General features: G+C 71.2%; 31 protein-coding genes. 22 read left to right on the top strand and 9 right to left on the bottom strand.

Annotated elements, in window-relative coordinates; translation table 11 throughout:
* Position 1: 1 nt before the first annotated feature.
* The 7 genes from ASD19_RS14185 to ASD19_RS00515 all read left to right on the top strand — a co-directional run bounded on the left by ASD19_RS14185 (position 2) and on the right by ASD19_RS00515 (position 4,376).
* Positions 2 to 160 (top strand): hypothetical protein, encoded by a 159-nt coding sequence (locus ASD19_RS14185; protein ID WP_156377052.1) that lies wholly within the window; start codon positions 2 to 4, stop codon positions 158 to 160.
* 19 nt (positions 161 to 179) lie between these two features.
* A complete protein-coding gene (locus ASD19_RS14955) occupies positions 180 to 716 on the top strand; it encodes a RidA family protein (protein WP_442922482.1) in 537 nt (178 codons plus the stop codon).
* Positions 717 to 795: 79 nt separating this feature from the next.
* Positions 796 to 1,401: an RNA polymerase sigma factor gene (locus ASD19_RS13840; RefSeq protein WP_082542871.1), complete on the top strand. Its 606-nt coding sequence runs from the start codon at positions 796 to 798 to the stop codon at positions 1,399 to 1,401.
* On the top strand, positions 1,376 to 2,446 hold the full coding sequence (locus tag ASD19_RS00530) for a hypothetical protein (protein ID WP_055987740.1): 1,071 nt from the start codon (positions 1,376 to 1,378) through the stop codon (positions 2,444 to 2,446). The genes ASD19_RS13840 and ASD19_RS00530 overlap by 26 nt, the downstream gene beginning before the upstream one ends.
* A gap of 254 nt (positions 2,447 to 2,700) precedes the next feature.
* A complete protein-coding gene (locus ASD19_RS00525; RefSeq protein WP_055987737.1) occupies positions 2,701 to 2,985 on the top strand; it encodes a YciI family protein in 285 nt (94 codons plus the stop codon).
* Entirely contained in the window at positions 2,982 to 3,737 is a 756-nt protein-coding gene (locus tag ASD19_RS00520) for a DUF899 family protein (protein ID WP_235562926.1), read from the top strand. Before ASD19_RS00525 ends, ASD19_RS00520 begins: the two co-directional genes overlap by 4 nt.
* A gap of 63 nt (positions 3,738 to 3,800) precedes the next feature.
* Positions 3,801 to 4,376, top strand: coding sequence for a dihydrofolate reductase family protein (locus ASD19_RS00515; RefSeq protein WP_055987734.1), 576 nt, complete (start codon positions 3,801 to 3,803; stop codon positions 4,374 to 4,376).
* Positions 4,377 to 4,393: 17 nt separating this feature from the next.
* Here ASD19_RS00515 and ASD19_RS00510 read toward each other — a convergent pair whose 3' ends face one another.
* A complete protein-coding gene (locus ASD19_RS00510; RefSeq protein ID WP_055987733.1) occupies positions 4,394 to 5,821 on the bottom strand; it encodes a lyase family protein in 1,428 nt (475 codons plus the stop codon).
* A 161-nt stretch (positions 5,822 to 5,982) separates the two neighbouring features.
* Between ASD19_RS00510 and ASD19_RS00505 the strand changes: the two genes are divergently transcribed.
* The 3 genes from ASD19_RS00505 to ASD19_RS00495 are packed head-to-tail and all read left to right on the top strand — an operon-like array spanning position 5,983 to position 7,954.
* Complete coding sequence (locus ASD19_RS00505; RefSeq protein ID WP_055987731.1) at positions 5,983 to 6,363, top strand: GntR family transcriptional regulator; 381 nt, start codon at positions 5,983 to 5,985, stop codon at positions 6,361 to 6,363.
* Positions 6,360 to 7,268, top strand: a complete 909-nt coding sequence (locus ASD19_RS00500) for an ABC transporter ATP-binding protein (protein ID WP_055987729.1) — start codon at positions 6,360 to 6,362, stop codon at positions 7,266 to 7,268. The genes ASD19_RS00505 and ASD19_RS00500 overlap by 4 nt, the downstream gene beginning before the upstream one ends.
* Positions 7,265 to 7,954, top strand: a complete 690-nt coding sequence (locus ASD19_RS00495; RefSeq protein WP_055987727.1) for a hypothetical protein — start codon at positions 7,265 to 7,267, stop codon at positions 7,952 to 7,954. Before ASD19_RS00500 ends, ASD19_RS00495 begins: the two co-directional genes overlap by 4 nt.
* Before the next feature lie 43 nt (positions 7,955 to 7,997).
* Here the strand turns inward: ASD19_RS00495 and ASD19_RS00490 are convergent, their stop codons facing one another.
* The 3 genes from ASD19_RS00490 to ASD19_RS00480 form a co-directional block, all read right to left on the bottom strand.
* Complete coding sequence (locus ASD19_RS00490; protein WP_055987725.1) at positions 7,998 to 8,318, bottom strand: chorismate mutase; 321 nt, start codon at positions 8,316 to 8,318, stop codon at positions 7,998 to 8,000.
* Positions 8,319 to 8,460: 142 nt separating this feature from the next.
* Positions 8,461 to 9,795: a lactonase family protein gene (locus ASD19_RS00485; protein WP_055987723.1), complete on the bottom strand. Its 1,335-nt coding sequence runs from the start codon at positions 9,793 to 9,795 to the stop codon at positions 8,461 to 8,463.
* 109 nt (positions 9,796 to 9,904) lie between these two features.
* Positions 9,905 to 11,191, bottom strand: a complete 1,287-nt coding sequence (locus ASD19_RS00480) for an adenylosuccinate synthase (RefSeq protein WP_055987721.1) — start codon at positions 11,189 to 11,191, stop codon at positions 9,905 to 9,907.
* A 211-nt stretch (positions 11,192 to 11,402) separates the two neighbouring features.
* Here ASD19_RS00480 and ASD19_RS00475 point away from each other — a divergent pair, with 211 nt between their 5' ends.
* The 9 genes from ASD19_RS00475 to ASD19_RS00435 are packed head-to-tail and all read left to right on the top strand — an operon-like array spanning position 11,403 to position 18,723.
* Positions 11,403 to 12,419, top strand: a complete 1,017-nt coding sequence (locus ASD19_RS00475) for an AAA family ATPase (protein ID WP_055987720.1) — start codon at positions 11,403 to 11,405, stop codon at positions 12,417 to 12,419.
* Positions 12,420 to 12,445: 26 nt separating this feature from the next.
* Entirely contained in the window at positions 12,446 to 13,330 is an 885-nt protein-coding gene (locus ASD19_RS00470; RefSeq protein ID WP_055987717.1) for a DUF58 domain-containing protein, read from the top strand.
* Complete coding sequence (locus tag ASD19_RS00465) at positions 13,317 to 13,799, top strand: hypothetical protein (RefSeq protein ID WP_055987716.1); 483 nt, start codon at positions 13,317 to 13,319, stop codon at positions 13,797 to 13,799. The genes ASD19_RS00470 and ASD19_RS00465 overlap by 14 nt, the downstream gene beginning before the upstream one ends.
* Positions 13,790 to 14,788 carry a VWA domain-containing protein gene (locus ASD19_RS00460; protein ID WP_235562925.1) on the top strand — a complete coding sequence of 333 codons (999 nt, stop codon included), beginning with the start codon at positions 13,790 to 13,792 and terminating at the stop codon, positions 14,786 to 14,788. The genes ASD19_RS00465 and ASD19_RS00460 overlap by 10 nt, the downstream gene beginning before the upstream one ends.
* Positions 14,785 to 15,789 carry a vWA domain-containing protein gene (locus tag ASD19_RS00455; protein WP_055987714.1) on the top strand — a complete coding sequence of 335 codons (1,005 nt, stop codon included), beginning with the start codon at positions 14,785 to 14,787 and terminating at the stop codon, positions 15,787 to 15,789. The genes ASD19_RS00460 and ASD19_RS00455 overlap by 4 nt, the downstream gene beginning before the upstream one ends.
* Complete coding sequence (locus ASD19_RS00450; protein WP_055987711.1) at positions 15,786 to 16,532, top strand: hypothetical protein; 747 nt, start codon at positions 15,786 to 15,788, stop codon at positions 16,530 to 16,532. The genes ASD19_RS00455 and ASD19_RS00450 overlap by 4 nt, the downstream gene beginning before the upstream one ends.
* Positions 16,526 to 17,647, top strand: coding sequence for a hypothetical protein (locus ASD19_RS00445; RefSeq protein ID WP_055987709.1), 1,122 nt, complete (start codon positions 16,526 to 16,528; stop codon positions 17,645 to 17,647). The genes ASD19_RS00450 and ASD19_RS00445 overlap by 7 nt, the downstream gene beginning before the upstream one ends.
* A 31-nt stretch (positions 17,648 to 17,678) precedes the next feature.
* Complete coding sequence (locus ASD19_RS00440) at positions 17,679 to 18,446, top strand: Pr6Pr family membrane protein (protein ID WP_200941027.1); 768 nt, start codon at positions 17,679 to 17,681, stop codon at positions 18,444 to 18,446.
* A 7-nt stretch (positions 18,447 to 18,453) separates the two neighbouring features.
* Complete coding sequence (locus ASD19_RS00435) at positions 18,454 to 18,723, top strand: hypothetical protein (protein WP_055987707.1); 270 nt, start codon at positions 18,454 to 18,456, stop codon at positions 18,721 to 18,723.
* A gap of 31 nt (positions 18,724 to 18,754) precedes the next feature.
* On the opposite strand, the gene ASD19_RS00430 is transcribed toward ASD19_RS00435, so the two are convergent.
* A complete protein-coding gene (locus ASD19_RS00430; protein WP_055987705.1) occupies positions 18,755 to 19,561 on the bottom strand; it encodes a TerC family protein in 807 nt (268 codons plus the stop codon).
* Between the two features lie 77 nt (positions 19,562 to 19,638).
* On the opposite strand from ASD19_RS00430, the gene argG reads away from it, so the two are divergent.
* Positions 19,639 to 21,081, top strand: a complete 1,443-nt coding sequence (gene argG / locus ASD19_RS00425; RefSeq protein WP_055987703.1) for an argininosuccinate synthase — start codon at positions 19,639 to 19,641, stop codon at positions 21,079 to 21,081.
* A 188-nt stretch (positions 21,082 to 21,269) separates the two neighbouring features.
* Positions 21,270 to 21,698, top strand: coding sequence for a VOC family protein (locus ASD19_RS00420; protein ID WP_055987701.1), 429 nt, complete (start codon positions 21,270 to 21,272; stop codon positions 21,696 to 21,698).
* 27 nt (positions 21,699 to 21,725) lie between these two features.
* Here ASD19_RS00420 and ASD19_RS00415 read toward each other — a convergent pair whose 3' ends face one another.
* From ASD19_RS00415 to ASD19_RS00400, 4 genes are all read right to left on the bottom strand, one after another.
* The gene (locus ASD19_RS00415) at positions 21,726 to 22,397 is read right to left on the bottom strand and encodes a methionine ABC transporter permease (RefSeq protein WP_082542868.1); all 672 of its coding nucleotides are present in this window, start codon (positions 22,395 to 22,397) and stop codon (positions 21,726 to 21,728) included.
* A complete protein-coding gene (locus tag ASD19_RS00410; protein WP_055987699.1) occupies positions 22,394 to 23,455 on the bottom strand; it encodes a methionine ABC transporter ATP-binding protein in 1,062 nt (353 codons plus the stop codon). The genes ASD19_RS00415 and ASD19_RS00410 overlap by 4 nt, the downstream gene beginning before the upstream one ends.
* A gap of 71 nt (positions 23,456 to 23,526) precedes the next feature.
* Complete coding sequence (locus ASD19_RS00405; protein ID WP_055987698.1) at positions 23,527 to 24,441, bottom strand: MetQ/NlpA family ABC transporter substrate-binding protein; 915 nt, start codon at positions 24,439 to 24,441, stop codon at positions 23,527 to 23,529.
* A gap of 187 nt (positions 24,442 to 24,628) precedes the next feature.
* The gene (locus ASD19_RS00400) at positions 24,629 to 25,135 is read right to left on the bottom strand and encodes an Lrp/AsnC family transcriptional regulator (RefSeq protein ID WP_055987696.1); all 507 of its coding nucleotides are present in this window, start codon (positions 25,133 to 25,135) and stop codon (positions 24,629 to 24,631) included.
* Positions 25,136 to 25,256: 121 nt separating this feature from the next.
* Here ASD19_RS00400 and ald point away from each other — a divergent pair, with 121 nt between their 5' ends.
* Positions 25,257 to 26,357, top strand: a complete 1,101-nt coding sequence (gene ald / locus ASD19_RS00395; protein WP_055987694.1) for an alanine dehydrogenase — start codon at positions 25,257 to 25,259, stop codon at positions 26,355 to 26,357.
* Positions 26,358 to 26,438: the final 81 nt, after the last annotated feature.

The following is a 26,438-nucleotide window of genomic DNA, read 5'->3' as shown; positions in this document are numbered from 1 at the left end:
CATGCAGATCAACCACTCCGAGCTCGAGGCCGACGGCGAGGCATCCGACCACTGGTCGGAGCGCCGCAACCGCCGCGTGCGCGCGGTGGCCTGGGTCGTGATCGTCACGCTGCTCGTCACGGGCGGCGGCGCGACGCTGCTGGCGCTGCTGTTCGGCTGACGTCGGGGCGCCGTCGCGGATGTCCGAGGCGCGTGGCAGGGTCGGCGGCATGGACGGAATCCAGCGCCTGCGCCCCGCCGGGCTCGTGTCGAGCCCGGCCTTCAGCCACGTCGCGATCGTGCCGCCCGGCGCGACCACGGTCTACGTCGGCGGACAGAACGCCGTCGACGCCGACGGCCGCATCGTGGGAGAGGGCGACGCGGCGGCCCAGGCCTCGCGCGCTCTCGACAACGCCGAGGTCGCCCTCGCCGCGGCGGGTGCGACGCTCGCCGACGTCATCCAATGGACCGTGCTGTTCGTGGACGGCGTCGACCTCGCCGCCGCGTACGGCGCGATCGGCCCGCGCCTGGCCTCCCCCGAGCCGCCGCTCGCGAACTGCCCGGGTACGGAAGACGCGAAACTCGATATTGCGGCGCATCGGAGAGGACAGTACGTTACGGCTACCACTCATCGGGAGACAGCGAGGCTAGATCCAACAACCCCAGGCGAGCAGCCAGTCTCCCCTCGAGTAATCCGCCGGCCTGTGCTCGCTGAGACAGCAATTCATCGCGCATAAGGATCCCTGGCCTTGCACTAGCGAACACGCGAGACTAACTCTCCATGAACCGAATCCGCAGAACTGGGCAATACCAAGTGTGAGCACAGACGCCGAGATCATCGCCCGCTCCGTGAGGAGCCCTGCGGTCTTCTACGAGATCTTCGAGCGCCATGCCGCTGCGATCGGCGCGTACGCCCGGCGGCGCGTGGGGCACGACGCCGCGGAAGACGTGCTCAGCGACACGTTCCTCGTGGGGTTTCGGCGCCGGGCGGCGTTCGATAGTCGCTGGGACTCAGCACGGCCGTGGTTGTTGGGCATCGCAACACGCGTGATCAGGAAACATCGGGCCACGGAAACCGCCCAGTGGCGGGCATTCGAGCGAGCTGCAGGCGCCAGCGGGAACCTACCTCGGTCCGACACGGCAGACGCGGACGGGCGGCTTGACGCCTCCGCTGCGGTCCACCGCCTGGAACCAAGGATCGCCTCGCTACCGTCGAGAGACCGAGACACGTTGCTGCTTTACGCATGGGGCGACCTGACCTACGAAGAAGTAGCCGTCGCCATGGGAGTCCCGGTGGGTACAGTCCGATCGCGGCTAAACCGCGTTCGCCGCAAGCTCGCGCCCGCAGCCCCCCCATCGACACCTCGCCCCAGCACGATCGCAAAGGAGGAGCGCAATGTCGCTAATGGACCGCGTGCGTGAGATCCGCGCCGATGAGGCACGCGTCGACGAAACGCAGCTGGGCACTGCGCGTCAGGCGTTGCTCCGAGAAATCGGACGCGAGCAGCGCAAATCCACTCAGAGATGGGTGGGCTTCAAGGTTGCCGCCGGGGGGCTTGCCGCGATCAGCGCGGTCGTGGCAGGGACACTTCTGGTGCCGCTCTGGACCGACCAAGCGGCGACCGCGGCCGAAGTGCTCGACCAGGTCGCAGACGCCACAATCAGCGCGCAGGACACTCAGCTCGCGCCCGGCCAGTACCTGCGCGTCGACCGCAGCTGGGAGAGGGTCGAGCGCTGGAGCAGCGCCTTGGCCGACGACGACGACCCGAACACCCATCCGTTCGTTCCGGTGACCGAACCCGCCGACGGCGCGATTCACCTTCGGAAAGGAAGCGTCCTGTTCGTACCGGCGGATCGATCGGACGACTGGGTATACGACACAGGGCCCGCCGAATCTGTCGTCGCCTCATATGGGCAGGCCGGCGATCGGGCAGCCGCAGAAAAGGATCACTGGATCGGAGAATCCGAACCGAATCAAGTGATCGCGCTCCCTGGCGGCAAGTCACAGTTCCTCGGACGAACCGCGCTGCTCGACCTGCCCGTGAGCATGTGGGAAGCCACATATGAAGACATGCCGCGCGATCCGCACGAATTGCTGCAGTGGTACCACGACCGCTACGAGGCTGAGGGCGGGAGAGACGAGCAGTATTTCGACGACTGGCTCCTCGGGTCGTTCGACGACCTCCTCATGGTGGGCCTTGCTCCGCCGGATCTGAGAGCGGCAATGTTCCGGATGTTGGGCCTGGTTCCCGAGGTCACCTTGACGTCCGTGGATGGCGATGTCGCGACCCTCAGCCATGTGGGCCGCGACGGCACTGAGAGGGTGCTGCGGTTCGACGTCGCGGAGGGTACATTCGAGGCGATCGGGATCGACCAGCTCACGAGCGGGCCCGGGAGTGACGCCGCCGCACCCATGCAGACGATCTCGTTCAGCATCGTCGACTCCGCCCCCGATCCAACCCAATGAGCACTTGCATCCTCGATGGAGATAGTGTTGCCCTCTCTTTCGGCTCCATCCTTCACAGTGGATCGCGAAATGCGAATCCCGACAATAGTCCTGGTTAGTGATCCTCATAGGATCACCCGGCGTCGCCGGGATTCTCGATGCGCCGACCACACGCTTCCTACCAGATCCAGCAGCGCCGCAAGCCTGGACAGCCGTGCGCGGATCTGCCACCCTGCGAGCCCCGACTGAGCGGATCCGGCGTTCGGCACCAGCGGATGCTCTCGGCCTGGGCCGACGACGCGGGCTCCCACCTCGGCCCGGGCGCGCCCGTGGCGGGCCCCGAGCGCGCGAAGTCCGTCGTGAAGCGCGACGGCGAGGTGCTCATCACGGACGGGCCGTTCCCCGAGTTCAAGGAGTGGTTCGCGGGCTACGACCTGATCACCGCCGAGTCGATCGACGAGGCCGCCGCCCTGATGGCCGCGCACCCCACCGCCGTGGCCGGGCGGATGTACATCCTGCCGGTCGTGCCGCTTCCCTGGGAGCAGGAGGACGCGTCGTGAGCGCCGGGAAGCCGCCCGTCGTCGACCTGGCGACATGGCAGGCCGCGCGGGCGGAGCTGCTGACGCGCGAGAAGGCGCACACGCGCGAGGGCGACGCGATCGCGGCGGCGCGGCGGCGCCTGCCGATGGTCGAGATCGACGGCACGGTCGAAGTGACCGGGCCCGACGGGCCCGTGCCCTTCATCCGGCTGTTCCAGGGGCGCGACGAGCTGCTCGTCTACCGCCACATGTGGCACGACGGCGCCCCGCTGCAGGGGCAGTGCGAGGGCTGCACGGTGTCGGCGTGGCAGATGCGCGACGCGGTCTACCTCGAGGCGCGCGGCGTCTCGTTCGCGATCCTGTGCGAGGGGCCGTGGGACGAGGTCGCGCCCTTCATCGACTTCATGGGCTACGAGCAGCCGTGGTACTCGGTGCGGGGCCTCGACGAGCCGCTCGGCGGCGAGATGGGCCACATCACGGTCTTCCTGCGCGACGGCGACCGCGTGTTCCTCACCTATGACACCACCGGACGCGGCACCGAGCCCATGGACGCGATGTTCGCGCTGCTGGACATGACGCCGTACGGCCGGCGCGAGGCGTGGCAGGACGTGCCGGACGGATGGCCCCAGGGCCGCGAGGCGTGCTGGTACTGGCGGACCGACCACACGGGCGCCAGCCCCGTCGACCGCAGCACCACGCACCCCGCGCCGCAGTGGACGCGACCGGGCGCGGTCCCGGTCGACACGCTGGGCCGTCACGCGCACCACCACTGACCGACCCCGTTGATCCGCGCGCCCGGGAGCGGGAGCCTGACGAGGGGGCGAAACGGAGGCATCATGACCACCACCTACACGTTCGACGTGTTCTCGAGCCTCGACGGGTTCGGGTCCGTCAGCGGGGGCGACTGGGGCGGCTACTGGGGCAAGCAGGGCCCCGAGCTGCTCGCGCGGCGGCTCGCCCTCTACGAGCAGCCGCAGCGGATGGTGTTCGGCGCCGAGACGCTCCGGCAGTTCATCGGCTTCCGGTCCGACCCCGACATGGTGGCCGAGATGGACGCGTGGGGTCTGCGGATGATCGAGCTGCCCGCCACGGTGATCTCGAGCACGCTCACCCCGCCGATCGACTGGCCGGACGTCACGGTCGAGACGGGAGACGGGGTCGACGTCGTCCGCCGCCTCAAGGAGGAGTCGGACGTGCCGCTGCGCTCCCACGGCAGCCTGTCGCTCAACCGCGAGCTGCTGAACGCGGGGCTGGTCGACTTCGTGCAGGTCACGATCTTCCCCGTCCTCACGGGCCGCAACGGCGACGCCCCGGTCTTCGCGGGCGCCGACGACTTCGACCTCGAGCTCGTCGCCCAGCACACCCTCGACGCCCGAACGGTCGAGCTCACCTACCGCCCGACCCTGCACTGACGCGGGGGCCTCGCCGTTCAGCTCCCGGCGACGGCGTCGCGGGCGCGGCGGGCGGCCTCGCGCGCGATCTGCGGCGCGAGGCCCACGTGCCCGGCGGGATCCAGCAGCTGCCGGATGCGCACGGGCGGCAGCGCGCGGGTCACCCGCGGGTCGGAGATCAGGAGGCTCTCGAAGTCCTCGCCCTCGGTCGCGCAGCGCATGGCGGCCTCGTAGACGATCCGGTGCGCCTCGTCGCGGCCGATCTCCTCGCCGAGCGCGAGCATCACGGCCTCCGATCCGATCAGGTTCCCGCTCAGCTCGAGGTTGCGGCGCATCCGCTTCGGGAAGAGCTCGAGCCCCTCGAGGATGACCTTCAGGCGCATGAGCAGGTCGCCCATCGCGATCAGGCTGTCCTGCATGGCGGCGTCGAGCTTGGCGGTCGCCCCTCCGTCCGCCTCGTGCGGGTGGATGATCGCGGCCACCGCCTCGGGCGCCTTCGCGCGCACCTGCGCCGCCAGGTCCAGGACGTCCGCGGACAGCTTCGGGTTGCGCTTGTGCGGCATGGTCGAGCTGCCGACCGACCCCTCGGGCACGGGCTCGGAGACCTCGCCGAACTCGGTCTGCATCATGGTCTCGACCTCGATCGCGATGCGCCCGCACGACGCCGCGACGATCGCGAGGTCGGAGATGTAGCCCGACTGGGGCGACAGCAGCGCCCGGGACGGCACCGGCATCGGCTCGAGCCCGAGCAGGTCGGCGACGCGGCGCTGCACCTTCGGGCCGACCTCTCCCAGCGAGGCGAAGCTGCCGACCGCGCCGGCCATCATCACGCGCAGGCACGGCTTCACGCCGTGCTCGATGCGGTCGTGCCCTCGCAGCAGGTCGTCGATCCACGTCGCGACCTTGAGGCCGAACGTGATCGGCACGGCGTGCTGACCGTGCGTGCGCCCGGGCATGATCATGGTCGCCGACCGCTCGGCCAGATCGCCCAGCGCGGCGAGGCAGTCGAGCACGAGCCGGCTCACGATCTGGTGCGCGCGGCCGATCAGGATCGCGTGCCCCGACTGCATGATGTTCTGGCTCGTCGCGCCCCAGTGCACCCAGCCGCCGGCGCCCTCGCCCGCGGCGTGGGCGAGCTCCTCGATCAGCGGCACCAGCGGATGCCCCTGGGCGCGCATGCCCTCGATCACCCGATCGCGATCGAGCGCCGACAGCCGGCCCACCTTCGCGATGCGCCGCGCGGCCTCCTCGGGCACGATCCCCGCCTCGGCCTCGGCGCGCGCGAGCGCCACCTCCACGTCCAGCCACGACTGCCAGATGCTGTCGGTCGTGTACAGGGCGCGGATGCCCGCGTCCGGCACGCTGTAGTCGGTGAAGCGCCCGGCATCCCCCGCCGCCTCGGCGATCGTCAGGTCGATCGGCGTGGCGGCCCTCAGCGACAGGGGGATGGGGGCTGTGTCGCTCATGGCGCTCACATCCGGCGCGGCGTCACGACTGTGGAGCGGTGAAGGGCCATGTGAGCAGGTTAGAGCCCCTCGACCCCGGATCGGGCGCATCGGAGGGTTGACGCCCAAACGGTTCTGTGGTTCATTAGTCGAGTAATGAACCACAGAACCGGAGCGTCGCGTTGATCGAAGAGGGCAAGCCGCTGTTCGTGCAGATCGCCGAGCACATCGAGGACTCCATCGTGGATGGCAGCCTCACCGAGCAGGCGCAGGCGCCGTCCACCAACGAGCTCGCGGCCTTCTACCGGATCAATCCGGCCACGGCCGCGAAGGGGGTCGCCATGCTCGCCGACAAGGGCGTGCTGCACAAGCGGCGGGGCATCGGCATGTTCGTCGCCGAGGGCGCCCGCGACCTGCTGCTGGGCGAGAGGCGGTCCGCGTTCGCCGACCGCTTCGTGGCCCCGCTCCTGGCCGAGGCCCGCAGGATCGGCCTCGACGCCGAAGACCTCGCCGCGCTCATCCGGGAGCGCTCCACGCAGTCGACCACGGGAAGGGAATCATGACCGCCGTCATCGAGGTGAGGAGCCTCACCAAGCGCTACAAGGACAAGAAGGCCCTGGATGACGTGACCTTCGACGTCCGGAAGGACACCATCTACGGCTTCCTCGGCCGCAACGGCGCCGGCAAGACGACGGCGATGTCGATCATCACGGCCCAGAACTTCCCGACATCCGGGTCGGTCCGGGTGTTCGACGAGGAGCCGTACGAGAACGCCCGCGTGCTGAGCCGGATGTGCTTCGTGCGCGAGAGCCAGAAGTATCCGGATGATGCGCACCCGCGTCATGCCCTCGCCGCCGCGCGCCTGTTCTTCCCGAACTGGGATCAGGAGCTCGCCGAACGCCTGGTCGACGACTTCCAGCTGCCGCTCCGGACCCCGATCAAGAAGCTGTCCCGCGGGCAGCTGTCGGCCGTGGGCGTCATCATCGGCATCGCGTCGCGCGCCGAGATCACGTTCTTCGACGAGCCGTACCTCGGCCTCGACGCGGTCGCGCGGCAGATCTTCTACGATCGCCTGCTGGCCGACTACGCGGAGCACCCGCGCACGGTGATGCTCTCCAGCCACCTGATCGACGAGGTCGCGAACCTCATCGAGCGGGTGCTCGTGATCGACCGGGGGCGGATCATCATGGACCAGTCCACCGACGAGACCCGCGACGCCGCCGCGACGGTCGTGGGACCGTCGGCCGCCGTGGACGACTTCGTGCGCGGTCGCGAGGTCATCCACCGCGAGTCGCTCGGCCGCGTCGCCTCCGTCACCGTGCTCGGCGCGCTGGGCGCCGCCGAGCGCGCCGAGGTCGAAGCCGCGGGCCTCGACCTCGCTCCCGTCTCGCTGCAGCAGCTGATCGTGCGCCGGACGCAGCACGCGGCCGGGCAGCCCGTCTCGCAGACCCAGGAGGTCCACCGGTGAACAGTCGCATCCTCAACGTCGTCCGCCTTCAGTTCGTGAACAAGCAGACGTTCCTGTGGGTCCCGCTCATCATCCTCGCGGGCACCGTGCTGCTGAACGTCATGATCGTCGCGCTGGTCCCAGGGGACGGCCCGACGTACAGCGGGGGCGCACAGGCGCCGCTGTGGTACTTCCTCTACGTCGGGATCTCGTCGCTGACCCTGACATTCCCGTTCTCGCAGGCCATGAGCCTCACCCGCCGCGAGTTCTACCTCGGCACCGTGGTGGCCGCCGCCCTCACCGGCGGGATGCTCGCCACCCTCTTCGTGCTGCTCGGTCTCGTCGAGCGGGCCACCGACGGCTACGGGGTGAACGCCTACCTCAGCTACCTGCCTGCGGTGTGGGCGCCGGGGTGGTGGGCCGCGTGGATCGTGATGTTCATCACCACCATGTTCTTCTTCGTGATCGGCTTCTGGGGGGCGACGATCTTCAAGCGGTGGGGGGCGACGGTTCTCACGATCGTGCTGTTCTCGCTGGGGCTGGTCGCGATCGGCGGCCTCTACGTCGTGGGGCGCCTGAGTGCGTGGGACACCGTCTTCCAGTGGTTCGCGACCGCCGGATCGCTCGGCGTGGCGCTCTGGGCCATCCCCGTGATCCTGCTTCTGGGCGGCGGCTCGTACCTCACGCTGCGGCGCGCGACGGTCTGACCACGGTGGCGTCCGCCTCCCGAGGGAGGCGGACGCCGTCGCGTCAGGGGCGTTCGTTCTCCTCGGCGCCGGCCGCGACGTGGTGCCGGATGACCTCGGCCACCACGAAGTTGAACCACTTCTCGGCGAACTCGGGGTCGAGGTGCGCGGCCTCGGCCAGCGTTCGGAGGCGGGCGACCTGCTGCTCCTCGCGGCCCGGATCCGACGCCGGCATCGCGTGCCGGGCCTTGAGCTGCCCGACCTGCTGCGTGGCGCGGAACCGCTCGGCGAGCAGATAGACGAGCGCGGCGTCGATGTTGTCGATGCTGGCCCGCAGGCGCTGCAGGGTCTGCTCGGGCGTCTCGGTCGCGTCGGCGTCGGTCATGCGTCGAGATTACCGGGGCCGCGGGGTCGCTCCTGCCTGACACAATGCAGGACCTCAGTGCCATGATCGGCGTTTCCGGCCGCACGGCCCCGGAACACGCCCGGGATCCGGCGCAGGTCCTGCGTCGTGTCGGGAGAGCGGGCTACCGGACCGGCAGGATGTGCTGCGGCGTCGGGACCGCGAGGCGGTGCCGGACGCGGCCGGGCACGCCGGTGCGCTCGTCGACCGCCAGCGAGACCACCTCGTCCGACCCCTGGCCGGCCACGAGGACGGTGTCGCGCACGACCACGTGGTGGCGCGGCTTGCGCACGCCCGACTCGGCGAGCGCGACCTGCTCGAGGCGATCGCCCTCGCCGCGCACGCGCAGCACGGCGATCGTGTCGCTGCCGCGCAGGCCGGCGTACAGGAACCCGCCGTCGCGCGAGCGGGCGAGCTCCGCGGCGGTGTCGCCGGGAAGCGACCCCGGCGAGGCCGCCAGTCCCGAGCGCAGCGCCCACCTCCCGTCCGGCCCGGGCGAGAGCACGAAGACCTCGCACGTGTACTCGGTCACGACGTACAGGTGCCCGCTCGGATGCAGCACCATGTGCCGCGGCCCCGTGCCGAGCGGCAGCGCGACCTCGTGGTCGAGCTTCAGACCGCGCGGCGACGTGCGCCAGAACCTTACGAGGTCGTAGCCCAGGTCGGTGGTCGCGACGAGCCCGCGCGGCAGGAACACGGAGCAGTGGGCGCGGGGCGTGCGGGGCTCGTCCGGAGCGCCGACCGCGCCGCCGAGGTCCACGGCCCCCGCCAGCGGCGACGCCGGTTCCTGCGCCGCACCGCGCAGGATGTCGCGCACGGCGGGGTCGTCGAACGGGTTCTTCGACTGCCCCAACAGGGCGAGGATCTCGTCGAGCCCGGCGTCCGCGCCGATCGCCGGGGTCGGGGTGGATCCCGCGAGCATCGCGGCCAGCTGCGACGCGTCGGCGCCGCGGTCGACCAGCGCACGGAGGTCGGCGACGCCGCCCTGCTCCGCGACCAGCGCCGCGGCGTCGGGAGCCTGGCGGGGCGCCCCGCCGTCGTACGGGTCGGCGGACGGCTCCGCCTCGGTGCGCGCGCCGAGGCGCCCGGCCCCGTCGAGCGCGACGTGCGTCACGGTGCCGTCCCCCCACGCCGCCGCGATCAGGTGCGACCCGTCGGGCGCGACGCTGACGTGGCACACCGTCTCCCCCGCCTCGACCGGCGAGCCGAGCGGGGCGAGGGTCGCCTCTCCCGTGCGGCGGAACGCGGCGACGCGCCCCTCCCCCTCGAGCGCCGCATACACGACGTCGAGCGACGGATGCGCGGCGAGCCACGTCGGCGAGAGCGCCTCGACCGCGTCGCCGACGAGACCCAGCGGTCCGCTCGCGAGCGGCGAGTCGGGCTCGCCGGCCGTGCCGGCCATGATGCCGCGCGCCTCGGACTTCATGTCGGCGCCGCGCGCCCCGATCCAGAACCTCATGCGCTCGATCCTCGCAGAGTCGGGCGCCCGCGATCAGCCGAGGCCGGCGCCGCCCGGGAGCGACGGAGGGCCCGGCCGATCGGCCGGGCCCTCCGTCGGTGCTCTCGCGTCAGTCCAGGAGGTCGTGACGCACGATCACGGCGTCGCGGGCGGGGCCCACGCCGATCACCGAGATGCGGGTGCCGCTCATCTTCTCGAGCGCGAGCACGTAGTCCTGCGCGTTCTGGGGCAGGTCCTCGAACGTGCGCGCCGTCGAGATGTCCTCCTGCCATCCGGGGAACATCTCCAGGATCGGCTTGGCGTGGTGGAAGTCGGTCTGGTTCACGGGCAGCTCGTCGAAGCGGGTGCCGTCGACGTCGTAGGCCACGCACACGGGGATCTCATCGAGCCCGGTCAGGATGTCCAGCTTGGTCAGCACGAGGTCGGTGATGCCGTTCACGCGCGTGGCGTAGCGCGTGATGGGGGCGTCGTACCAGCCGACGCGGCGCGGCCGGCCGGTCGTGGTGCCGAACTCGAAGCCGCGCTTGCGCAGCCAGTCGCCCTGCTCGTCGAACAGCTCGGTCGGGAACGGGCCCGAGCCGACGCGCGTCGTGTAGGCCTTCACGATGCCGACGATGCGGTCGAGGCGGCCGGGGCCCACGCCCGATCCGGTCGAGGCGCCGCCCGCCGTCGCGGACGACGACGTGACGAACGGGTACGTGCCGTGGTCGACGTCCAGCATCGTGGCCTGGCCGCCCTCGAACACCACCACGTCGCCGGCGTCGAGCGCCTCGTTCAGCAGCAGGCCGGTGTCGGCGACCATCGGCTTGATGCGGTCGGCGTACGACAGCAGGTCCTCGAGGATCTCGTCGCACGTGATCGCGCGGCGGTTGAACACCTTCACCAGCAGGTGGTTCTTCTGGTCGAGCGCGCCCTCGATCTTCTGGCGCAGGATCGACTCGTCGAACAGGTCCTGCACGCGGATGCCGACGCGGTTGATCTTGTCGGCGTAGGCCGGGCCGATGCCGCGGCCCGTGGTGCCGATCTGGCGCTTGCCGAGGAAGCGCTCCGTGACCTTGTCGAGCGTGCGGTGGTAGTGCGTGATGATGTGCGCGTTGGCGCTCACCTTGAGCTTCGACACGTCGATGCCGCGGGCCGACAGCGCGTCGAGCTCGGCGAACAGCACCTCGAGGTCGATGACCACTCCGTTGCCGATCACGGGCGTCACGCCGGGCGACAGGATGCCCGACGGCAGCAGGTGGAGCGCGTACTTCTCGTCGCCGATCACGACGGTGTGGCCGGCGTTGTTGCCGCCGTTGAACTTGACGACCCAGTCGGTGCGGTCCCCGAGGAGGTCGGTGGCCTTGCCCTTGCCCTCGTCGCCCCACTGGACGCCGACGATCACGATTCCCGGCATGGGTTTCCCCTTGTCTTGTGCACGAGCCGACGGCTCGGTTTGCCCACGACCTCTCTCCCGGTTGTCGGGCTGCGTTCTGGGCCTCGGCCAGTCTACCGGCGAGGGCAGAACCACCCGCGGACCGGGCCCTCCGGGCGGGGCGGGCGCGCACTAGGCTGACCGCCGGGGGACGGTCGCGGGCGACCGATGCCCCGTCCGTGAAGGGGGAAGCATGGATCAGCAGGTCTCGACGCAGCAGACCGCCGGACCGAGCGCCGACGAGATGCGCCGCGCGACCGAGGTGCTGCGCGTCATCTCCGAGTCGTACTCCTCCAAGATGGTCGGCCAGGAGCGGCTGCGTACGAGCCTGCTGATCGGCCTGATCGCGGGCGGGCACATCCTGCTCGAGAGCGTGCCGGGCCTGGCCAAGACGACCGCGGCGTCGACGCTCGCCGACACGGTCGACGCGCAGTTCAAGCGCATCCAGTGCACGCCCGACCTGCTGCCGAGCGACATCACGGGCAACCAGGTGTACGACGCCAGCACCGGCTCGTTCCGCACGGTGCTCGGCCCCGTGCACGCGAACTTCGTGCTGCTCGACGAGATCAACCGCTCCAGCGCCAAGACCCAGAGCGCGATGCTCGAGGCGATGCAGGAGCACCAGACCACGATCGGCGGCGAGGTGCACCGCCTGCCCAAGCCGTTCCTCGTGATCGCCACGCAGAACCCGATCGAGCAGGAGGGCACGTACGAGCTGCCCGAGGCGCAGATGGACCGCTTCCTGCTCAAGGAGATCGTGGAGTACCCGAGCCCGCAGGAGGAGTTCGAGATCCTCGCGCGGATCGACTCGGGCGTGCTGGATCCCGAGCGCCACGTCCACACATCGGTCACGCTCGACGACGTGCATCTGCTGCAGGACGTCGCGAGTCGCATCCACGTCTCCCCCGCGATCCGCAACTACATCGTCGGCATCGCGTACGTGACGCGGAACGCGGCGCCGTACATCGGCGAGGAGCAGGCGCGGTACATCAAGTACGGCGCGAGCCCTCGCGCCTCCATCGCGTTCCTGCAGGCCTCGCGCGCGCTGGCGCTGCTGAACGGCCGCCCGCACGTGCTGCCGGAGGACATCCGGAGCCTGCGCCACCTGGTGCTGCGGCACCGCGTGCTGCTGAACTTCGAGGCAGAGGCCGACGGGGTGCGCAGCGAGCACATCATCGACCAGATCTTCGCGGCCGTCCCGACGCCCTGAGGCCCCGCCCCGATCACGGCGACCCCATGACCACCCTCATCACGCGCGTGAAGAGCAAGCTCTTCATCCACGCCACGAAGAAGTCGATGCACGCGCTCGACGGCGCGTACGCATCGCTGCTGCGCGGCCGCAGCAACGACTTCGAGGACCTGCGCAAGTACGAGCACGGCGACGAGGTGCGCGACATCGACTGGCGGGCCACGGCGCGGCTGGGCACGCTGCTCGTCAAGCGCACGCGCGCCATCCGCGCGCACACCGTGCTGTTCGTGGTCGACACGGGCCGGGCGATGGGCGCACTGGCGGGCGACGAGCGGTCCAAGCGCGAGCTCGCGGTGCTGGCCGTCGGCGCGCTCGGCATGCTCACGCTGCGGCACGACGACTTCTCGGTCGTCTTCGGCGACGCCGCGCGGGTGCGGCGCCTGCCTCCCAAGAGGAGCGAGGGCGCGCTCGAGCACGCGCTGCGCGCGATCGACGGCGCCATCCGCGACGCGGATGCGGCGAGCGCGCGCGAGCGCCTGCTCGACTTCGTGGCGCGCACGATCGCGCGCCGGATGATCGTGGTGGTCGTCACGGACGAGGCGCCGGTCACGGCCGAGACGGAGCGGCTGCTGCGCCGGCTGCGCACGCAGCACGACCTGGTGTGGCTCACGCTGCGGGATGCGGATCCGATCCGCTCGCGCGCGGGCCGCGACGGGCGCCGCGACGTGGACAGCGGCTGGCGCGTGCCCGACTTCCTGCACGGCGACCCCGCGATCGCGACCGAGCTCGCCGCCGAGCGTGCGGCGGCGGACGCGCGGCGCGCCGAAGTGCTGACGGCCCTCGAGATCAGCCACGCCGAGCTCGCGTCGCAGGACGACGCCGTGCCGGCGCTGCTGCGCATGCTCAGCCGGAGGGCGCATGTCGGAGCCTGACGAGCTGTACCCGCCCGTGCAGTACGCGCCCGGCTGGATGCTGCTGGCGTTCGGGGTGATCGCCCTGGTGATCCTGGCGTTCTGGCTGATCCTGTTCCTCACGCGGCAGCGCCGGCCGAGGCGCGAGGCCGGGGAGCCGGCCCCCAGCGTGCTCGACGCGGTCGCGCAGCTGCGCCACGAGTACCTCGCGGACATCGACGAGATCGAGCGGGCGTACCGCGCCCACGAGCTGGATGCGCGGCGGGCCAACCTCGAGCTCAGCCGCCTGACCCGCCGCTTCGTGAACGAATACAGCGGCCTGGAGGCGCCCGTGCTGGCGCTCGACGACCTGGTCGCGCGCGGCGTGCAGCCGAGCCTCGTGGACGCGCTGCGCCGCCACTACTACCCGAGCATCTTCGGGCGCGGGCCCGCGATCGATCCGCTCGCGGGCGCCGCGGCGGCGCGCAGGGTGGTGGCCGAATGGCACTGATCCCGATGCACCTCGCGACCCCGTGGCTCATCGCCGTCGCGGTGCTCATCGTGGGCGCCGCGATCGGGCTCGGCGTGCTGCTCGCCCGACGCGGCGGGGCGTCGGGCGGCGACGCCCTGCCGGTCGCGCGCGCCGAGCGGCTGCGTGAGCTCCCCAGCGTCGTGCGCGCCACGCGGCGCCGCGCCGCCGCGGTCGCGGGAGCGCTCGGGCTTCTCGTCGCGGCCGCCGGCGTGGCCGGGGTGGTCGCGGCCCGGCCTCTCGCGGCGCAGACCATCCAGCCGGTCGACACGAGCCGCGACATCATGCTGTGCCTCGACGTGTCGGGCTCGATGAGCGAGGTCGACGTCGAGGTCATCGAGGTGTTCGAGGAGCTGGTCGACGGCTTCGAGGGCGAGCGCATCGGGCTCACGATCTTCAACAGCTCGCCCGTGCAGGTCTTCCCCCTCACGGACGACTACGCGTTCGTGCGCGCCCACCTCGCCACGATCAGGGCGAGCTTCGACGACCACAGGAGCGAGATCCCCGAGCACTGGGCGGGCACGCTCAACGGCGCGGGCGCCTCGCTGATCGGCGATGGCCTCGCGGCGTGCGCTCTGCGGTTCGACCACCGCGACGACGAGCGGTCGCGGACGATCATCCTCGCGACCGACAACGAGGTGTTCGGCGCCGGCGTGGTCACGCTCGACGAGGCCGCGGCCTACGCCGCCTCCGCGGGCGTGCGCGTGTTCGCACTCAACCCGGTCGAGGGCAAGGACGCGCGGGCCAGTGCGGAGCTGATCGCGGCGGCCGAGGCCACGGGCGGGCAGGCGTACGCACTGCGCGGCGCGACGACCGTGGGCGAGATCATCGACGAGGTGCAGGAGGAGGCGGCGACCGCGCTGCGCGGCGAGGCGCAGGTCGTGTGGCGCGACGTGCCGGACGTGTGGATCGTCGTGCTGCTCGCGGCCGTGCTGGGCGGCGCCGCGCTGATGTGGAGGGCGCGCCTGTGAACCTCGTCCTCCAGCCCGTCCTGCATCCGCTGCTGCTGATCCTGATCGCCGCCGCGGGCCTGTTCGTGACGGTCCGGTGCGTCGTCACCGCGCCGGACGGCCGCACGCGCACCGCCTGGATCGTGCGCACCGTGACCGTGCTGGCGTGCCTCGTGCTCGCGCTGCGCCCGGGCATCCCGGGCGGGCAGTTGCAGACCCTGACGACCGACACCGACGTTGTGATCCTGGTCGACAGCACCGCGAGCATCGTGGCCGAGGACTGGGCCGACGGCGCCCCGCGCCTGGACGGCGTGCGTGAGGACGTCGCGGCGCTGGTCGCGGAGTACCCCGGCGCGCGGTTCGCCCTGATCACGTTCGACGCGTCGGCCGAGCTGCGCCTGCCGCTCACGACCGACACGGCCGCGCTGCGCTCGGCCATGGAGGTGCTGCGCCCCGAGCCCACGCAGAACTCGCGCGGCAGCTCGATCGGGATCGCGGCCGACCTGCTCGAGGAGACCCTGCGGAACGCTGCGGCGTCGTCCGAGCGTTCACGCATGGTCTTCTACCTCGGAGACGGCGAGCAGACCGCCGCGTCGCAGCCCGAGTCGCTCCGCGGCGGCGGCGAGCTCGTCGACGGCGGCGCCGTCTTCGGCTACGGCACGGCAGAGGGCGGCCGGATGAAGGTGCAGACGGGCGGGCTCGGCGAGGGCGCCGACGAGTACATCCAGGACGGAGACGAGCCCGCGCTCTCGCGCATCGACGAGGACGCCCTGCGCACGATCGCCGCGGACCTCGGCGTCGAATACCAGCACCGCACACCCGGCACGGAGCCGTCGCTGCCGGCGGCGCCCACCTCCACGACCACGCAGCCCTCCGGCTCGACGGGCGACGTGACCGACCTGTCCTGGATCGTGGCGCTGATGGTCGTGGGCCTGCTCGCCGTGGACGCGGCGCTGCTCGCGGGCGCCATCCCGGGCATCCTGCGGATCGCGGGCCGGCGCGCGGAAGGGGGTGCGCCGTGACCACCCCGGACGACCTCGTCGCGGCGAACCGGCGCCGCGCACGGCTGCGGCGCATCCTGCTGTGGATCGCGGTGCCGCTCGCGGCGATCGCGCTGCTGCTGCCGGTCAAGATCCTCTCGATGTACGCGCTGGCGCACCGCACGATCACGGGGTACGTCGCGGGCGACCACCAGGGCGCGATCGCGGCCGCGGGCGTGCTGGGCGTCGCGAACTGGTTCGAGCCGTACAAGGCGCCGTACGACGCGGGCGTGCCCCTCGCGGCGTCCGGCCGGCTCGAGGAGGCCCGGGCGCTGTTCGAGCAGGCGCTGCCGCTCGCGCCCGGGCTCGAGGCGTGCGCCGTGTGGATCGACCTCGGCATCACGATCGAATGGCAGGGCGACGCGGCCCGCCAGGCGGGCGACGAGGCCGCCGCGTCCCGGTTCTACACCGAGGGCCTGGAGGTCGTGGCCGACACCCCGGCCGAGTGCCACACGCCCGAGGCCGACGCCGCATCGCCGGATGAGGAGCGCAGCGCCGACCAGAGCATCGACGAGCTGGAGGAGCGGCTGCTCGAGAAGCAGCAGCCGCCGCCTCCCTCCGGCGGCGGGGAGGGAGAGGACCCGCCGGAAGAGGAGCAGCAACCGGATCAGCCCTCCGAGGAGCAGCTGCAGGAGCTCGAGGACAAGCTCACGCAGGGACAGGACGAGCGAGAGAACTCGGGAGACGACGGTCAGTCGGGCGCGGGGACGGACAGGCCATGGTGAACGAGCAGGAGCGCCCCGCGCCTCGGCCCGACGCGCACACGGGGGCGCGCTACGTGGTGAAGTCGGACGGCGCTCCTCCCCTGCCGCCGCCCGGTGGGTATCGCGGCGCGCGGCGCGTGCCGGCGCCCGGGGCCGCCCCGATCCCACCGCCGCCGCGCGCGCCCCGCCCCCGGCCGGGCCTGCTCGGCTGGATCGCGCTCGGCGCGAGCGGGCTGTTCGCGCTCGCCCTGGTCCTCGCCTTCGCGCTCGGCGCCACGGACGCGCTGTACGGCGCGACGTTCCTCGCGTTCCAGCTCCTCGTGGTCGGGCTCGTCGTGGCCGCCCTGGTGACCGCGCGCGGGCGGACGCTCGGTGCATGGTCGCTCGCGCTCGTCCTGCTGATCAACGTGGGCACGGTCGGCGCGCTCAGCGCGACGCGGACCTCCGCGGAGGGCGGCTATGCGGGCACGAGGACCGAGGAGGAGCGGTTCCTCGAGGAGCACCCCGGCGTGAAGGGCGAGCGCCTCGAGGACACCCTCGGCCGCCCGTCCCTCGAGGAGGTGCGGGCGACCGCCGATGCCCTGTCGGCCGAGATCCGGGATCGACTCACGGCCGAGTACGGGTACACGTGGGCCGACCCGCTCCCCGAGGACCTGCGCCCCGAGCGCAACGGGTACGGCGGCGAGTCGATGCTCGTCCGGTTCGGCTCCGAGGTGTCGGCGACGAACGAGCCGATCCGCGGCCACGACCGGAAGCTGGCGGTCATGCGGACGATCGACGACGTGCTCGCCTCCCACGACTGGTGGGGCATGATCGCGTTCAACGACCCGGATCAGGGCCTGGACCCGAGCATCCTGGAGAAGTTCTACGGCAGCGCCGACCCCCGCACCCAGGTCACCTGGGAGTGGTACAGCGAGAGCCCCGACGGCCTGGTCGCGGTCTACGCCACCATGACGGACCTCTCCCACGACGCGACCGGCGTGTGGCGGACGGCGCGCGACGCCGACCACGCACGCACGGGAGAGCCGCTCGAGGGCCTGCAGATCATGTTCTACGCCGAGCGGCTCCTGAGCGAGGCCGACGAGGACGAGTTCGAGCGCCGCATGTCCGAGTACGAGCTGCTGCCCGGCGGCTGACGTCCGACGCGGCGGGCGATACGGTGTGGCCATGACCCAGCAGGCCGTCGCCCCCGCGGTCGCCGAACCCGCCCGCTCCCCGATCGATCGCGCGTGGGCCGCCGCACGCGTCGCGGTGGCGGCGCTCATCCTGATCGCCGTGCTCGCGCAGCTGCAGCGCACGCTGTCGAACGCCGCCGCGATGGAGACGCCGCACGGCTCCCATCTGCCGACCGTGGCGGCGAACTTCTTCAGCTTCTTCACGATCGAGTCCAACGTGGCCTCGGCGGTCGTGCTGCTGGTCGCGGCGGTCTGGACCTGGCGCGCCGCGACCGCCGACCGCGATCCGCAGTGGCTGGCGATGCTGCTGGCGAGCGTGACGACGTACATGATCGTCACGGGCATCGTCTACAACCTGCTGCTGCGCGGGGTTCAGCTGCCGCAGGGGGCGACGGTGCCGTGGTCGAACGAGATCCTGCACGTGATCGGCCCCGTCGCGCTGCTCGCCGACCTGCTGATCGCCCCGCGCCGGCGCGCGCTCGGCTGGGGCGCGATCGCGACCATCCTTGTCTTCCCGCTCGCCTGGGTCGGATACACGATGCTGCGGGCGAACACGGTCGTGGCGCCCGCGACCGGCAACGCGTGGTGGTACCCGTACCCGTTCCTCGACCCGCACTCGCCCACCACCGGCGGCGCGCTGGGCGTGGCGCTGTACGTGGTCGGCATCGCCGCCGCGATCGCCCTGGTGGCCTGGGCGGTCGTCGCGATCGGCCGCCGCCGCGCGGCGATCGCGCCCATCGGCGCGCGCCAAGCCGCATGATGGACACATGTGCTCCGTGAACACGTCGTCCTCGAACCGCACCGCCTGGGCCGCCTTCTGGGTGGGCCTCGCGGGACTGGTGCTCATGCCCATCCCGCTGTTCATCGGGCTGATCCTCGGCGGCGGGCTCTCGCTGGTCGCCGCCGTGCTCGCCGTGATCGCCCTGCTGAAGGGCCTCAGCCGTCAGGGCAAGGGCATCGCGCCCGTCGTGTTCGCCGGCATCTTCGTGGCGCTCACGTGGGCCGGCATCTCGGCCGGCGGCGGCATCATCTGGTGATGCGCGCCCGGCGCTGAGGGGCGGGCTCCGCTCAGCCCTTGGCGTCGGAGGTCGCCTGCGCCTCCTCCTCGGGGGTGTAGCCCGAGTGGAGGTGCACCGGCTCGGAGGCCTGACCAGTGCGCTTGCGCTTGCGGGCCGCCGCGACGAGGTTGAGGCCCTCCACCAGGATGGCGAACGCCATCGGGCCGTAGATCAGGACCTTGTCGATGTGGACGCCGAAACCCTCGGCGACGAGGAAGACGCCGATCAGCATCAGGAACGCCAGGGCGAGCATCTTCACGGTGGGGTGCTTGTTCACGAACGTGAAGATGTGCTTCGCGGCGAACAGCATGAGGCCGAACGACAGCACCACGACCGTGATGATGACGAGCATGTTCGAGGTCATTCCGACCGCGGTGATCACCGAGTCGAGCGAGAACACCAGGTCGAGAGCGAGGATCTGGGCCAGCACGGCGCCGAAGGTGGCCCTGCCGCCGACCGCCGAGCCGTGGTCGTCGTCGCCCTCGAGGCGGTGGTGGATCTCCTTGACCGCCTTGTACAGGAGGAAGAGGCCACCCGCGAGGAGGATGAGCTCGCGGCCCGAGAAGCCCATCTCGCCGATGTGGAACAGGTTCTCCTCGAGCGTGATGATCCATCCGGCGAACAGCACCAGGAGCACCCGCATGAGCATCGCGAGGGTGAGGCCGAGGTTGCGCGCCTTGGCCTGCTGCTCGGGCGGAAGCTTGGACGCGAGGATCGAGATGAAGATCACGTTGTCGACGCCGAGCACCACCTCGAGGACGAACAGGGTGACGAAGACGATGGCGAGATCCGGGGTGAACTCGAGCGCGAACTCCATGCTCACAGCTTGCCGTACAGCGCCCGCGACGGGCGACTCGGCGGGGGAGATCCCGGCGAAGCCATAGGATTGAGGCCATGTCGAAGGTCCTCGAGTCCCTGCCCGTCGGCGAGCGCGTCGGCATCGCCTTCTCCGGGGGTCTCGACACCTCCGTGGCCGTCGCGTGGATGCGCGACAAGGGCGCGATCCCGTTCACCTACACGGGCGACCTCGGCCAGTACGACGAGGACGACATCGAGTCGATCCCCGGCCGCGCGCTGAACTACGGCGCCGAGGCCTCGCGTCTGATCGACTGCAAGCCCATGCTGGTCGAGGAGGGTCTGGGCGCACTCGCGTGCGGCGCCTTCCACATCCGCTCCGGTGGCCGCACGTACTTCAACACGACGCCGCTCGGCCGCGCCGTGACCGGCACGCTGCTGGTGCGCGCGATGCGCGAGGACGGCGTCGAGATCTGGGGCGACGGCTCGACCTACAAGGGCAACGACATCGAGCGGTTCTACCGCTACGGCCTGCTCGCGAACCCGCGCCTGCGCATCTACAAGCCGTGGCTCGACGCGACCTTCGTGACCGAGCTCGGCGGCCGCAAGGAGATGAGCGAGTGGCTCGTCGCGCACGGCTTCCCGTACCGCGACAGCGCCGAGAAGGCCTACTCGACCGACGCCAACATCTGGGGCGCGACGCACGAGGCGAAGACACTCGAGGAGCTGAACGTCTCGCTCGAGACCGTCGAGCCGATCATGGGCGTGCGGTTCTGGGATCCGTCGGTCGAGATCGCCGCCGAGGACGTCACGATCACGTTCGAGGCCGGCCGCCCGGTCGCGATCAACGGCACCGAGTTCGCGGATGCCGTCGCGCTCGTCAAGGAGGCCAACGCGATCGGCGGCCGCCACGGCCTGGGCATGAGCGACCAGATCGAGAACCGCATCATCGAGGCCAAGTCGCGCGGCATCTACGAGGCCCCTGGCATGGCGCTGCTGTTCATCGCCTACGAGCGCCTGGTCAACGGCATCCTGAACGAGGACACGCTCGCGACCTACCACGAGCAGGGACGCCGCCTCGGCCGCCTGATGTACGAGGGTCGCTGGCTCGAGCCGCAGTCGTTCATGCTGCGCGAGTCGATCCAGAAGTGGGTCGGATCGGCCATCACCGGCTCGGTCACGCTGCGCCTGCGCCGCGGCGAGGACTACACGATCCTCGACACGAGCGGCCCGGCGCTGTCGTACTCGCCCGAGAAGCTGTCGATGGAGCGCGTCGGCGACGCCGCGTTCGGCCCGACGGACCGGATCGGTCAGCTCACGATGCGCAACCTCGACATCGCCGACTCGCGCACGCGCCTCGAGCAGTACGCGGGCATGGGCCTGATCGGCGGACCGACCGCCGAGCTGGTCGGCGCGCTCGAGTCGGGCGCCGCCGGCGAGATCACGCAGGCCGCCGCGCCCGCGGGCCTCGGCGAGGAGGAGTTCGCGGAGGCCGTCGAGGCGTCCAGCGAGTCCGCGGCGTTCGACTCCGGCACCGACTGAGCCGCTCGGCCGCGTCGCGACGCAAGGACTTCTCCGCGAGGCGAGGACGATCCGGATCCGGATCTCCTCGCCTCGCGGCTTTCTCCTGGTGCCGCGACCTCCGATCGTCCGGGGTGCCGGATGTCGGCGGCGGGTGGGATCCTCGGTTCTGGATCCGGGCATCCGGCCCGGCGAAGAGAGGATCCCCGATGGGCTTCAAGGTCGCTCCGTATATCTCGTTCCGCGACAACGCGGCGGCGGCGCTGGAGTTCTACCAGTCGGTGCTCGGCGGCTCGCTGAACATCATGAAGATGGGCGACATGCCCCACCCCGGCCTGGCCGAGGAGGACCACGCCAAGGTCATGCACGGCCAGCTCGACCTCGAGAGCGGCTTCGTGCTGATGGCCTCGGACACCCCGTCGAGCATGGAGTACGACGGCGGCCAGCGGGTCACCGTGACGCTGTTCGGCGACGACCCCGACGAGCTCGCGGGCCTGTTCGAGAAGCTCGCCGAAGGCGGCAACGTGGTCGAGCCCTACGCGCAGGCGCCGTGGGGCGACCACTTCGGCATGCTCACGGACCGCTTCGAGGTGTTCTGGATGCTCAACGCCTCGAGCGGCCAGCAGCCCGCCGCCTGAGGCGGCTCCCGCCGCATCCGGCGCGCGTCAGCGGCGCAGGATGCGGCGGGCCAGCCAGTTGCCGAAGCCCTGGACGACCTGGGTGATGATCACGATGATCACCAGCGCGGCGATCGTCACGACCTCGTCGAACTGTCGGTAGCCGTATGCGAGCGCGTAGTTGCCGAGGCCCTCGCCGCCCGCGACGCCCGCGACGGCGGACATGTCGATGAGCGCGACGGTCGCGAAGGTGTAGCCGAGCACGATCGGGCCGAGCCCCTCGGGCAGGATGACCGTGCGGATGATCCGCCACGGGCTCGCGCCGGCCGAGCGCGCCGCCTCGATCACGCCGGGGTCGACCGTCACGAGGTTCTGCTCGACGATGCGGGCGATCCCGAAGGTCGCCGCGAGCGACAGGGTGAAGATGATCGCCTCGTTGCCGATGCCCTTGCCCACCACGATCCGGGCCAGCGGCTGCAGCGCGACGAGGAAGATGATGAACGGGATCGGCCGGAACGTGTTCACGAGCGCGTTCAGGATCCAGTACACGACAGGCTGCTCGAGGATCGCGCCGCGTCGCGTCACCGTGATGGCCGTGCCGATCACGAGACCGCCCAGGCCGCCGAGCACGAGCGCCGCCGCGACGAGCCAGAGGGTGATGCCGGTCTGCTCGAACAGGTCGGGGCCGACCTGTGACAGGCGGTCGAGGAGATCGTTCACGCCGCCACCCCGTTCCCCGCGGGCCCGGCATCCGGCACCTCGGTGATCGTCACGCCGGGGCCGATGCCGGCCAGCGCCTCGCGCAGGGCCGCGTCGTCGCCGCGGACCGCGATCGTGAGCAGGCCGTAGACGCGGCCCTGGATGTCGTCGACGCCGCCGTGGACGAGCTGGAAGTCGATGCCGGCCCGGGCCAGCGCCCCGAACACCCGCGCGTCGGACGCGCCCTGGTCGGTGAACGAGATCGTGAAGAAGCGCCCCTCGTGCTGCGCGCGCAGCGCGGCGAGCGCGTCGCCGTCGGGCAGGGCGCGGACGACCGTGCGCACGAAGCGGCGCGCGGTGTCGGACGTCGGCGCCGTGAAGACGTCATACGTCGGCCCGGATTCGACGACCCGGCCGCCCTCCATGACGGCGACCTTGTTCGCGATGCGGGCGATCACATCCATCTCGTGCGTGATCACGACGATCGTGACGCCGAGCTCGCGGTTGACTCGCGCGAGCAGGTCGAGCACCTCGTCGGTCGTCTCGGGGTCGAGCGCGCTGGTCGCCTCGTCGGCGAGCAGGATGCCCGGCTCCGCCGCGAGCGCTCGGGCGATGCCCACGCGCTGCTGCTGTCCGCCCGACAGCTGCTCCGGGTAGGCGCCCGCCTTGTCCGAGAGGCCGACGAAGTCGAGCAGCTCGGCCACGCGCGCGGCGCGCTTCGCGCGGGGCCATCCGGCCACCTCGAGCGGGTACGCGACGTTGTCGCGGATGGTGCGCGAACGCAGCAGGTTGAAGCGCTGGAAGATCATGCCGATCCCCTGCCGCACCTCGCGCAGCCGGCGCTCGGGCAGCTTCGTCACGTCGACGCCGTCGACCTCGATCGAGCCGGAGGTCACGGGTTCGAGCCCGTTGATGAGGCGGACGAGCGTCGACTTGCCGGCGCCGGAGTACCCGATCACGCCGAACACGTCCCCGCGCTCGATGTCCAGGCTGACGCTGTCGACGGCCGTCACGGCGCGGTCCCCGCGGCGCTGCGCGGGGTAGGTCTTGGTGACGTCGGTGATGCGGATGTGGGGCATGGTTCCTCGCGAATCCGGCCGGACACGACGGGGCGCGTGCAGGATCATGATCCCGCACGCGCCCGCATCGGTCACTGCGCCGCGATGGTCTCCTGCACGTCGGCGAGGGCGGTCTGCAGCTCGTCCTTCGGCGTGGTCGCGAAGACCGCGGTGCCGCCGGCCGACTCCTGCACGCCGTCGAGCACCTCCTGCGTCGACTGGTAGATCTCGACGAGCTGGTTCAGGACCTCGTCGTCGATGTCGTCCGCGCGCACGGCGAAGATGTTGACGTACGGCAGGGCGGTCGGGTCGGACGGGTCGTCGGACGCGATCGCGTCCTCGGCCGTGAGGCCCGCGTTGCCGAGGAAGTCGTTGTTGACGATCGCGGCGGCGACATCCGGCAGCGACGTCACGGTGATGGCCGCGTCGACCGCGTTCACCTGCACGCGGGACTCGTCCTCGATGATGTCGTCGACCGTCGACAGCGAGCTGCCGCCGTCCTCGAGCGCGATCAGGCCGGCCGACTGCAGCACGAGCAGGCCGCGCGCCTGGTTGGTGGTGTCGTTGGGGACCACGACGGTCTCGCCGTCCGGGATCTCCTCGACCGAGTCGTACTTGTCGGAGTACAGGCCCAGCGGGTAGATCGCGGTGGCGCCGATCGGCTGCAGGTCGTCGCCCGAGGACTCGTTGTACTCGGCGAGGTACTGGATGTGCTGGAACTGGTTGATGTCCAGCTCGCCCTCGCTGAGCGCCGGGTTCGGCTGCGTGTACTCGGTGAAGTCGACGATCTCGAGGGCGATGCCCTCGGCCTCGACGGCCTCCTCGTACACCGACCAGTAGGGCTCGCTGGCACCGACCACGCCGAGCTGGACCGGGTTCTCCTCGGTGCCGAGGGCGGCCTCGTCGGCGCCTCCCGCGGCGCAGCCCGCGAGGGCCATCATGCCCAGGGCCGCCAGGGGTGCGAGCGCGCGAACGGGGCGGGCGAGGGCACGGCGATCGTGGGACATGTTGCTCCTTCAGTGGATGTTCACCCCGGATCACGGGGGCTCACCCACGGTACGTCGCCGCACACGTGATGTCAGATCTCACGAAATATGACGAAACAGAGTCGCGATCTGCTCAGCGGGATGGTGCAATCCGCTCAGTCCTCGTGTCCGACCTCCGGAGCGGGTCCCATCGCCGGATGCGGCCGCATCAGCGGAACGGCGCCGCCACGGCGTTGCGGTGGTACTCGAAGATGATGCTGGTGCGCGTCGACGCGACGGACTGCTGGGCCGACAGGTGATCGACCACGAAGCGCCGCACGTCGCTCGATCCCTCGACCGCGATGTGGACGAGGAAGTCGTCGACGCCGCCGACGAAGAACAGCTGCAGCACCTCGGGCAGGCGGCGCACCTCGTCGGCGAACTGCACGATCGCGTCGTGCCGCGAGCCCGGCCGCAGCGTCACGCCGATGATCGCCTGCAGTCCCCGGCCGAGGCGGTTGTGGTCGACGCTCGCGTGGAAGCCCCGGATCACGCCCCGGTCGATCAGCGAGCGCATCCGGGCGTGCGCGGTGGACGGCGCGATGTCGAGCGCCGCCGCGAGGTCGGCGTTCGTGATCCGGCCGTCCCGCTCGAGGATCTCGATCATCCGCTCGTCGAGCTCGTCCAGCTCGGCAGGTCGCAGATTCTTCGACTCGGGGGTCCGTGCGGGGCTCATGATGCGGGATCCTCCCTCTGTCGCGGTAATTTCACGAATGATCCTCGCACGATATGGGGAAGCGACGAAGGAATTGCCATCCTGAGGGAAGACCCACGACCGCGCTTCGAAGGAGAGAGCCATGCGGATCGGCATCCCGACCGAGATCAAGAACAACGAGAACCGCGTCGCCATCACCCCGGCCGGCGTGGACGCCCTCGTGCACCGCGGCCACGACGTCCTGGTGCAGGCGGGGGCGGGAGCGGGCTCGCGCATCGCGGACTCCGACTTCGCCGCCGCGGGCGCGCGGATCGTGCCCGACGCCGCGGACGTGTGGGGCGACGCCGAGCTGCTGGTGAAGGTCAAGGAGCCGATCGCCGAGGAGTACGGGCACCTGCGCCCCGACCTCACCCTCTTCGCCTACCTGCACCTGGCCGCCGATGCGCCGCTCACGCAGGCCCTCGTCGACGCCGGCACCACCGCGGTCGCCTACGAGACCGTGCAGCTGCCCGACCGGTCGCTGCCGCTGCTCGTGCCCATGAGCGAGGTCGCCGGGCGCCTGTCCATCACGGTCGGCGCCTACTCGCTCATGCGGGCGCAGGGCGGGCGCGGCATCCTGATGGGCGGCGTGGCCGGCACCCCCCGCGCGAAGGTCGTCGTGATCGGCGGCGGCGTGGCGGGCGAGCACGCGGCGGCGAACGCGCTCGGGCTGGGCGCGGAGGTCGTGGTCTTGGACGTCTCGCTCCCCCGCCTGCGCGAGCTCGAGCGCCGCTACGGCGGCGCGCTGCAGACGCGCGCGTCCACGCGGTTCGCGATCGCGGAGGCGGTCGCCGACGCCGACCTCGTGATCGGCTCGGTGCTCATCCCCGGCGCCGCGGCTCCCAAGCTCGTGACGCGCGACATGGTCGCCGACATGAAGCCCGGCTCCGTGCTCGTCGACATCGCGATCGACCAGGGCGGATGCTTCGAGGGCTCGCACCCCACCACGCACGACGACCCCACCTTCGCCGTGCACCGGTCGCTGTATTACTGCGTCGCGAACATGCCGGGCGCGGTCCCCGAGACCTCGACCCGCGCGCTCACGAACGTGACGCTGCCGTACATCGCCGCGATCGCCGACCGCGGCTGGGACGACGCGGCCGCCGCCGACCCGGCCCTCGCCAAGGGCCTCAACGTGCGCGGCGGCGAGATCGTGAACCAGGGCGTCGCCGAGGCGTTCCGCGGCTACGCGCTCGCGCACTGAGGCCGGCTTGACGACACAACGCAGGAGAATCCGGGACCGCCGGGCGCCCCATCCGCATGTTTCCGGGGTCGGGCCCCCGGC

This window comes from Microbacterium sp. Root53 (assembly GCF_001426925.1).
Classification (GTDB): Bacteria; Actinomycetota; Actinomycetes; order Actinomycetales; family Microbacteriaceae; genus Microbacterium.
The sequence above is the reverse complement of the archived record's forward strand: the minus strand, read 5'-3'. Positions and strand labels throughout refer to the sequence as shown.

Coding starts and splice junctions, on each gene's coding strand:
- ASD19_RS14185 (WP_156377052.1), top strand. CDS start 2: ATGCAGATCAACCACTCCGAGCTCGAGGCCGACGGCGAGGCATCCGAC.
- ASD19_RS00460 (WP_235562925.1), top strand. CDS start 13,790: ATGGCACTGATCCCGATGCACCTCGCGACCCCGTGGCTCATCGCCGTC.
- ASD19_RS00440 (WP_200941027.1), top strand. CDS start 17,679: ATGACCCAGCAGGCCGTCGCCCCCGCGGTCGCCGAACCCGCCCGCTCC.
- ASD19_RS00525 (WP_055987737.1), top strand. CDS start 2,701: ATGCTCTCGGCCTGGGCCGACGACGCGGGCTCCCACCTCGGCCCGGGC.
- ASD19_RS00465 (WP_055987716.1), top strand. CDS start 13,317: ATGTCGGAGCCTGACGAGCTGTACCCGCCCGTGCAGTACGCGCCCGGC.
- ASD19_RS00480 (WP_055987721.1), bottom strand. CDS start 11,191: ATGCCGGGAATCGTGATCGTCGGCGTCCAGTGGGGCGACGAGGGCAAG.
- ASD19_RS00400 (WP_055987696.1), bottom strand. CDS start 25,135: ATGAGCCCCGCACGGACCCCCGAGTCGAAGAATCTGCGACCTGCCGAG.
- ASD19_RS14955 (WP_442922482.1), top strand. CDS start 180: ATGTCCGAGGCGCGTGGCAGGGTCGGCGGCATGGACGGAATCCAGCGC.
- ald (WP_055987694.1), top strand. CDS start 25,257: ATGCGGATCGGCATCCCGACCGAGATCAAGAACAACGAGAACCGCGTC.
- ASD19_RS00410 (WP_055987699.1), bottom strand. CDS start 23,455: ATGCCCCACATCCGCATCACCGACGTCACCAAGACCTACCCCGCGCAG.
- ASD19_RS00430 (WP_055987705.1), bottom strand. CDS start 19,561: ATGGAGTTCGCGCTCGAGTTCACCCCGGATCTCGCCATCGTCTTCGTC.
- ASD19_RS00500 (WP_055987729.1), top strand. CDS start 6,360: ATGACCGCCGTCATCGAGGTGAGGAGCCTCACCAAGCGCTACAAGGAC.
- argG (WP_055987703.1), top strand. CDS start 19,639: ATGTCGAAGGTCCTCGAGTCCCTGCCCGTCGGCGAGCGCGTCGGCATC.
- ASD19_RS00475 (WP_055987720.1), top strand. CDS start 11,403: ATGGATCAGCAGGTCTCGACGCAGCAGACCGCCGGACCGAGCGCCGAC.
- ASD19_RS00510 (WP_055987733.1), bottom strand. CDS start 5,821: ATGAGCGACACAGCCCCCATCCCCCTGTCGCTGAGGGCCGCCACGCCG.
- ASD19_RS00485 (WP_055987723.1), bottom strand. CDS start 9,795: ATGAGGTTCTGGATCGGGGCGCGCGGCGCCGACATGAAGTCCGAGGCG.
- ASD19_RS00405 (WP_055987698.1), bottom strand. CDS start 24,441: ATGTCCCACGATCGCCGTGCCCTCGCCCGCCCCGTTCGCGCGCTCGCA.
- ASD19_RS00420 (WP_055987701.1), top strand. CDS start 21,270: ATGGGCTTCAAGGTCGCTCCGTATATCTCGTTCCGCGACAACGCGGCG.
- ASD19_RS00470 (WP_055987717.1), top strand. CDS start 12,446: ATGACCACCCTCATCACGCGCGTGAAGAGCAAGCTCTTCATCCACGCC.
- ASD19_RS00530 (WP_055987740.1), top strand. CDS start 1,376: ATGTCGCTAATGGACCGCGTGCGTGAGATCCGCGCCGATGAGGCACGC.
- ASD19_RS00445 (WP_055987709.1), top strand. CDS start 16,526: ATGGTGAACGAGCAGGAGCGCCCCGCGCCTCGGCCCGACGCGCACACG.
- ASD19_RS00490 (WP_055987725.1), bottom strand. CDS start 8,318: ATGACCGACGCCGACGCGACCGAGACGCCCGAGCAGACCCTGCAGCGC.
- ASD19_RS00435 (WP_055987707.1), top strand. CDS start 18,454: ATGTGCTCCGTGAACACGTCGTCCTCGAACCGCACCGCCTGGGCCGCC.
- ASD19_RS00515 (WP_055987734.1), top strand. CDS start 3,801: ATGACCACCACCTACACGTTCGACGTGTTCTCGAGCCTCGACGGGTTC.